An 8,257-nucleotide genomic window follows, 5' to 3' on the forward strand; every position below is an offset into this window, starting at 1 on the left:
CCCCTTTTTATCAGTAGGCTATTTTTTAAGCCGATCAGCTACTTTTTCTGCAATCTCCAAATAAATTTTACCAATACGATGTTCCGACTGATAAATGGATGGAGCAAAGTCTTCTTCATGCCAGTCAGGTTGATCAAGCGGGAGACGCCCAAGGACTTCTGTATTTAATTCTTCTGCCAGTTTATCTCCGCCACCGCGGCCAAATACATATTCTTTCTCACCTGTTAATTTACTTTCAAAATAGGCCATATTTTCGATAACACCAAGGATTTCGTGCTCTGTTCGAAGCGCCATGGCGCCGGCACGCGCGGCAACAAATGCTGCTGTTGGATGCGGTGTAGTCACAATAATTTCTTTACATGCTGGAAGCATCGTATGAACATCTAGGGCAACATCACCAGTTCCCGGGGGCAAATCCAGAAGTAAATAATCAAGATCTGTTCCCCATTCCACTTCATGGAAAAAGCTGTTTAACATTTTTCCAAGCATCGGGCCACGCCAAATGATTGGAGCATTATCTTCTACAAAGAAGCCCATGGAAATAACTTGTACTCCAAACCGCTCAACAGGGATAATTTTATCTCCGCGGACAACAGGCCGCTTCGTAATGCCCATCATGTCAGGTACGCTAAAGCCGTATATATCGGCATCAATCAGTCCTACCTTTTTGCCAAGACGCGCAAGTGCTACTGCCAAGTTAACGGATACTGTTGATTTTCCTACACCACCTTTACCGCTGGCGATCGCAATAAAAGTAGTATTTCCAGAGTTAAGCAGGTTTTGCTCTTCTTTTGGCATAGCATGACGGTGGGCAGCAATGACTTCTTCTGAGAGCTGACCAAAGCGAATCCCTACAGTTGCTGCGCCGGCTTCTTTTAACAAATTAACAATTTGTGTTTGCAACTGCAGCTGTTCACCAGTTCCTGTTCTGGCAATGTCAATCTTAACACTGACATGTTTTTTTTCTTCTTTTATTTTTACTTCTTCGATTGCATTTAATTCGGCTAAACTTTTATGTAAAAACGGCTCTTTCACATTGCCAAGAATTTCGCGAATTCTTGCTTCTGTTAACATATCTACACCTCACTAGTTGAATTCGTTTCCACCTTTTAGTATACCATAACATGAAAAGAAAACCATTTGAATCAATGAAACGCAATATCAAGACCTTTGCATATTAATAGGTAAAAAATGGGAAGACGGGGAATCCCGTCTTCCTAATCGGTCTCTTTTAATTCTTTTTCATTTGAAAAATAACGTAAAATACCTTTATAAATAGAAGCTGCTACTTTTTCCTGATAGGAATCCTTTTTTAAATTTTCTCTTTCACCAGGATTTGAAAGAAAACCAACTTCCACTAATGCCCCTGGTTTTTTAGCATGATCCAGAATGTATACGGAGTTAATCGGTTTAGCTTTCCGTGTTGTATTTTCTAAATTTTTGCGAAGTTCATCTTGGATAAATTTCGCTACCCTGGCATTTTCCTCATGCTGCGGGGCAAAAAAGGTTTGAGCGCCGCTCCATCTTGCTGAAGGTATTGCATTTAAATGGATGCTGATAAATAAATCATTATTAGAGTCATTAATCATTTTTAATCGTTTTTTTAAATCTTCTACTTTTCTTCGGCTATACCCCCTTATTTTGGGATCAGCCAGATCCTTATCTGTCGTTCTTGTCATCACAACAAGAGCCCCTTGCTGCTGCAGATAATCCCGCAGTTTCAGAGTAATGCTTAGGGCAATGTCCTTTTCAAGAGTTTTTCCGGAACCGGCACCGCCATCAGGCCCCCCATGTCCTGCATCAAGTAAAATAATCTTTCCAGACAGAGGAAGATTCCAGGTTTTCCATGAGTCATTGTTTGTAAAATCATGCTGCAGAATGAGAAATAAAATGAGTAGCCCAACCGAAAATCCGATGATTTTTATTCTGCGCTTTAACAAAAATCATTCCCTCCCGCTCGTCCCTTTCAATCAAAATATATGGGACAAGGGGAACATTTAGAACAAGAAGAAAGGTTTTGCTAATGCAGACGCAATTTATGCCGCCGCTCTCCCTTCTCAAAGCCTTCTCTCCACCAGACATCGACATATTGTTCACAGCGATAATAAAGTGCCTCACTCATCGCTCCTTCTTCTCCGCTCCCCCAGAAAAGGAAGAAATTATATAATGTATCAATTAGATGCTTTTCCTCATTGATACACCGCAGACGTACTTTTTCATGTTCTTCCCCATAATAACCAAATTTGCTGAATTTAGCTCCTAATAAATATGCTTCAAGTGCAATGTCATAACATGCCTCTTCAATTCCCGTATGCATCATAATATTGCCCATTCTCATGGATCCAAAATATGCTTGAAAACGCCCTTTTAATGTATGAATAGATAAATCCCGAAGGACAGAACGCTCATATTTCAATTGCTTTTCACGGCGTTTTTCCCTAAAGGTTGTAATAACAGTCACTTCATTCACCTCTTAGCACTATTCTTTATCTTGCGTTCAGAAGTAATGCAACAAGCTGTCCGTTTTCCTTTTGCCAATTTTTTTAAAAAAATAAAAGCCTTTTCACCTATTTCCATCAAATAAGCAAAAAAATCCTGATTCATTTAATAAATCAGGATTTTTACTGTGCGGTGGCAGTGTGGATTGTTTCTCCTAAATGAAAAAGCAAAATTACTTTAATGTATTAAAATGTTTTATAACTTCCTGGGTAAGGTCATCGCTTTCTTCCAAACCGCTTATTTCTTTAAGTACCCGAAGAACGCCTTTCTCATTTATCATCTCTTGAAGTTTTATCGCCTCTTCGTCTACCTGATAATCAAAAAGTAAAGCAGATGCAATTGCCTTTGCAAGATTCGTAAAAGACAGGCCGGCTTTTTCTGCTTCTGCTGCAGGACGTACAAGGCGATCATTCGGCCCAAGTTTCCGGAGTGGTGAACGGCCTACTCTTGTTACGGCATCATTCAAAATTGGATTTTTAAAGCGATTAATAATTTTATTAATGTACTGCTGATGTTCATCCGGGTTTAAACCGTACTGGTTGATCAAATAGGCACCTGTTTCATTAAGAGCCGCTTGAACTTGTTCGAGTATCTCTTCATCGGCTAATGCTTGATCAATCGTAAATGTTTTATTCTTTATATAACCAAGGTAAGCAATCACTGCGTGTCCGGTATTTACGGTGAACAGCTTCCTCTCAATAAAAGGAGCCAGGTCAGAAACAATTTTCATCCCCTCTATTGGCGGGATATTTTCTCTTGTTTCTACTACCCATTCATAATAAGGTTCCACCAGGACATCAATTGAATTTTTATTATTTTGAATTGGAACAATCCTGTCTACAGCGGAGTTCAAGAAATAAACTTTATCCAATAAATCGGCTTTTGTCTGCTCATCCAAATTTTCTAAAATGTAACCTTGTAATAAGTCAGTTGCCGATATTTGATTTTCACAGGCGATGATATACAATTTATCATCATTTGTCTTTACTCTTTCTTTCAAACCCTTTGCAATCAATGGAGCAATTCGGGGAAGAATAGTTGGCCCTATAGCGGTCGTCAGAAAGGTTGCCTCTTTAATTGCTTCAATTACTTCGTTTTCCTGCTTTAGATTATTAAGCCCAGAAACATTTTTAATTGTTAATTCCTCTTGATCTGGTGTAGCTAATTTAACCTGGTATTGCTTTTTCTCATTTAACTGATTAATAATTTGGTCTGCAATATCAACAAAGGTCACATGATAGCCAGATTGTGAAAATAGGGCTCCAATAAACCCTCTGCCAATATTTCCTGCACCAAAATGTACTGTTTTTTTCATTTTTATCATTCCTTTATTACATGATGATGAAGATAGTCTAAAAAAATAGATTCTAATTTTTGTCGAATCAAATCCTCATTTCCTGAGGAGTAAATCATAATGGCTTCATTACTTTCAATTAAACTAGTGCTTATCAAACTAATGATCTCCTGCTTCCTTACACTTAATTCTTCAGGGGCAAGCAGAAGCAGGACATGTCTTATCGGCATATCCTTATTATCCATGCCTTTGATATATACTGGATCTTTAACCGAAGAAATTTTAAAAATAAGCTCATTGACTTTCTTGTGTCTGCAATGAAAAAGGCCCATTTCTGTATTTGGGATGCCAAGTCCGCCTTGCCTTTCCCGGTTTTTAAGTGCTTCTATCACTTCGATGGAATTACTTAAAAGCTTTTCCTTTTCTGATATCCTCACCATTTCCTTGATAATTTGGTCATGACTTTTTAAAGATGTTGAGTAAACCCGGAAATGGCTAAGAACTGATTCAATGCTTCGCTGAATATCTTTTAACTCCTGCAAAATCTCCATAATACTCATCTTTTCAACTGTTGATGGAGAGGCGATTTTCTGCTTCGTTTTTAGATACTGTTTTGTTTTCGTTAAATTTTCTATATTTTCCCTTAAAAAGCTTCTAATTGTTTGAATATTTTCCTCATTTAACAGCGGAGAAACCAATACATAATCAATATTTATAAATGGAAGTCGAACAGTAGAAATGATAATATCAAAATTTATCAAGTTTCCATGCTGCTGAATTTCCTTTATTGAACTAATTTTAACGGAATCAATCTCACTTATTTCCTGTTTAATTCTACTTGCCAGCATCTTTGATGTGCCAATTCCCGTAGGGCACACAACTAGCGCTTTAATTGATAAATCCTCTTCATACATGACCAGGGCAGAGCCGAAATGAAGGACGACAAAAGCAATCTCATCATCCGAAAAATGTCCAATCTCTTTAAACTCCTTGTCTAAACTATTCCTTACTGCCATAAATAAAACAGGATATTTCTTTTGTATTTCTTCTGTTAACGGGTTATACATTCCCATTTGTTGTTTGAGCCGAAATAGGGCAGGCTCCATATGGGCAAGCAGTCCCTGATAAAGGGAAAAATCTTTTGTCATATCCACATTTAGCTGGGTTGAAACATCTTGGATTACATTTTTTATCATCCGGCTAAGTACTACGCTATCGTATGGAACTGCATCCACTGCTTTAAGCTTTGAGCCTTTAAGAATGACAGCTAAATAATTCATGTCTTCCTTTGTAAATGACACCGAATACATCAATTCTAATTCCTGGCATATTTTAATGATAAGATGATATTCGTTTGAAATCTCGTTTGGATAAACTAGCCTTTCCTCCAGAAGAAATTGTTCTTCTGTTCTTTGCATCGTAATACAAAGATGGACAATGAATCCAAGATAATCACTATCCGCTAGATTAGGATGTACCTGGTGCACAATCCGATCGATAGCAAGAAGATAGTCTGCTTTAAAATAGCCCAAAACCTTTCTGGAAGAGTACTCCCCTTTCTCTAACAAAAACAAACGCTCAATTAATTCCTCATTAAAATTTTGTAAGAAATAGCTGGCCATTGCATGGCGCTTATCCGATTCTTTTCCAAAGAGTTCTACCCCAACCCCTCTTTTTCTAGTAATCAGAATATTATAATCCCTTAACCAGTCTGTTATTTCGTCTAAGTATGCAGTCAGTGTTGATACGCTAATGCCTAAATCATTCGCAAGCGCCTGTATTTTGTATGATTCTTCCTCAAACAAAGATAAAAGGAGGAGAAGCTTCTTTTCCAGGGGTGTTTGATCGATTGGATGAGTTGTTGTTAAGTATTGCATAAGCCGAAATAACTGTTCATACTTCCCCTCAATCATGAGTCCCTGATTTGGATTACGGTTTAACCGTAGTCCGAATGATTCAAGTGTTTTTTCGATCGTGTTTAAATCGCGGTGAACGGTTCGGACACTGACATTTAAATATTTTGCAATGGAAGCAGCTGTATGCTTGCCGGAAGTTTTAATAATCAATTCAATAATCGCTTTTTCCCTTGAGGTAATATACATGTTACCAGCTCATTTCAGGAAAGGATAATGAATAAAAAGCGCAGGAGTGCGCTTTTTATTCATTAGTATGAACTAATTCATCTTTATCATTTAAAATGTCCATAATTTCTTTTGCTGTTTTAGCGTTTACCATTTTTTCAATATTGGCCATATCTGAACATGTGACAGCAATCCCAGATAGGATTTCAAGATGGGTGCCATCTTTTCCTGCAATCGCAAAAACCATACGGGCTTTATTGCCATCACCAAAATCGACTCCGTTAGGTATTTGTAAGACAGTGAATCCCGATCTTATTACTTCTTTCTTTGCTTCTTCCGTACCGTGCGGGATGGCGACATCATTTCCCATAAAGGTTGAAGTTAATTTTTCTCGGGCAATCATTGCTTCAATATACTCTTCCTTAACATATCCTGCATTCACAAGCGCTCTTCCTGCAAAACGGATTGCTTCTTCCTTTGTGGAAAACTCTTGATTTAGGAAAATATTCTCCTCAAGCAGTAGATCATTATCATGATCATGAAAATTACTCGCTTTTGGCACGTTATCTTCCGCATCTTCAACGATTTGCTCAAGCTTACATTCTTTTTGACGTTTAAGCCGGTCAATTAATTTATCGTATTCAGAGCTTGATAAGAAGTTATTAACGGAGACATGATATGCGTTTGGAACTTTATTCCTCGCTCTAGGGGTTAATTCTTCCTGCGTAACAACAATTTGCGCATCTGGTAGCAAGTTGCTGATCGACGTATTCGTAACGGAAATTGGCAGCCCTGCTTCCTTAACCTTTTTGCGAAGCAGGGATGCACCCATTGCACTGGAGCCCATGCCAGCATCACAAGCAAAGACTATTTTGTTCACATTTTCCGGTAATTCACCGGGATTAAATGTAAGAGCCGTTGCTACTGCACTTTTCTTTCCTTTCATCTGTTGCATTCTTTCTGCTGCTTCTTCAATATTTTCATCTGATTGTTTACTTGTTTGTAGAATGAGAGCGGATACAACGAATGACACAACGGCCGCTACTAATACCCCAGCCAACACTCCGAACCATCCACCTTTAGGTGTCATGGCCAAAACTGCAAAAATACTTCCTGGTGAAGCAGGAGCAACAAGACCTGCATGAAATACACTAAGCGTGAATACACCGGAAACCCCGCCGGCAATAACGGCAAGAACGAGCATCGGTCTCATTAATACATAAGGGAAGTAAATTTCATGAATTCCGCCAAGAAATTGAATGATAACGGCACCAGGAGCTGATTGTTTGGCAGTCCCCTTGCCGAAGATCCAGTATGCAAGCAGAACTCCCAGACCAGGTCCCGGGTTTGCTTCAAGTAAGAATAAAATAGAATGACCAGCTGCTTTTGCTTGTTCAATACCTAAAGGTACTAAAATACCATTTCCAATAGCATTATTTAAGAACAAAATTTTTGCTGGTTCAATAAAGATGTTAGCTAATGGAATTAAATGATGGGCGATTAAAAAATTAACTCCCGACGCTAACAAGTTACTTAAAAACTGAACGGCAGGACCAATCCCTAAATAAGCGAGAATCGCTAAGATAGCGCCTACAATTCCGGCAGCAAAATTATTAATAAGCATTTCAAACCCTTGGCGTATTTTATCACGAAATAGCTTATCTACTTGTTTTATACAAAAACCGCCAAGCGGTCCCATAATCATGGCACCTAAGAACATTGGTACAGTGGTACCTACGATTACACCCATCGTTGCCGCAGCACCTACTACCGCCCCCCGATCTCCATAAACAACTTTACCTCCTGTATAACCAATCAAGAGCGGCAATAAATAGGTAATCATTGGGCTAATGAGAGTTGCCAGCGCCTTATTTGGTATCCAGCCTGTAGGGATAAATAAAGCAGTAATAAGCCCCCAGGCGATAAACGCTCCAATGTTCGGCATAATCATGGAACTTAAGGAGTTGCCGAATTTTTGTACGGCTACTTTTATATTTGATTGAGCCATTTACTCACTCCCTTTTTGATATTATTCCCTTAACAATCTTAAAACAGATACCATTCGTATACAATAACGGACAAAATCAACATTGTCACAATGCCCCAGACAAAAATAGTGTTTCTTCTGCAAATTTGAGTTATACTTACACACATCACCTAGTTATCCAAATGAAAAGTTTAAGGCTTCCGCCTAGGGACACACCATCACCCTTCTTTACGAAATTGGCATGTGCCCCTAGCCACTATTCAATGAAACGAAACAATTATGGATGTCAACATTTTATTAGTTCTCTCTAAGAAAAGCGCAAGCACCTTGGTCAGCCCCGAGGGGCTAGGCGCTGGTGCTGAACAATTTTCAAAGTTAAAATTTATACTTTCTTTC

The 8,257-nt window shown here is 38.6% G+C and carries 6 protein-coding genes; all 6 read right to left on the minus strand.

The genetic code is table 11. The annotated features are described in order from the left end of the window. Positions 1–18 precede the first annotated feature (18 nt). On the minus strand, positions 19–1,074 hold the full coding sequence (gene salA / locus BFU02S_RS13225; protein ID WP_066371477.1) for an iron-sulfur carrier protein/transcriptional regulator SalA: 1,056 nt from the start codon (positions 1,072–1,074) through the stop codon (positions 19–21). 143 nt (positions 1,075–1,217) lie between these two features. Beyond that, a complete protein-coding gene (gene cwlD / locus BFU02S_RS13230; RefSeq protein ID WP_066371479.1) occupies positions 1,218–1,940 on the minus strand; it encodes an N-acetylmuramoyl-L-alanine amidase CwlD in 723 nt (240 codons plus the stop codon). 80 nt (positions 1,941–2,020) lie between these two features. Continuing rightward, on the minus strand, positions 2,021–2,461 hold the full coding sequence (locus BFU02S_RS13235; RefSeq protein WP_066371480.1) for a YbaK family protein: 441 nt from the start codon (positions 2,459–2,461) through the stop codon (positions 2,021–2,023). A 210-nt stretch (positions 2,462–2,671) separates the two neighbouring features. Next, complete coding sequence (locus BFU02S_RS13240) at positions 2,672–3,814, minus strand: mannitol-1-phosphate 5-dehydrogenase (RefSeq protein ID WP_066371481.1); 1,143 nt, start codon at positions 3,812–3,814, stop codon at positions 2,672–2,674. 5 nt (positions 3,815–3,819) lie between these two features. Beyond that, the gene (locus tag BFU02S_RS13245) at positions 3,820–5,895 is read right to left on the minus strand and encodes a BglG family transcription antiterminator (protein WP_066371483.1); all 2,076 of its coding nucleotides are present in this window, start codon (positions 5,893–5,895) and stop codon (positions 3,820–3,822) included. A 55-nt stretch (positions 5,896–5,950) separates the two neighbouring features. Beyond that, positions 5,951–7,882 (minus strand): PTS mannitol transporter subunit IICBA, encoded by a 1,932-nt coding sequence (locus tag BFU02S_RS13250; protein WP_066371486.1) that lies wholly within the window; start codon positions 7,880–7,882, stop codon positions 5,951–5,953. Between the last annotated feature and the right edge of the window lie 375 nt (positions 7,883–8,257).

It is taken from the genome of Neobacillus fumarioli NBRC 102428, from assembly GCF_001591485.1.
Lineage (GTDB): Bacteria > Bacillota > Bacilli > Bacillales > Cytobacillaceae > Neobacillus > Neobacillus fumarioli.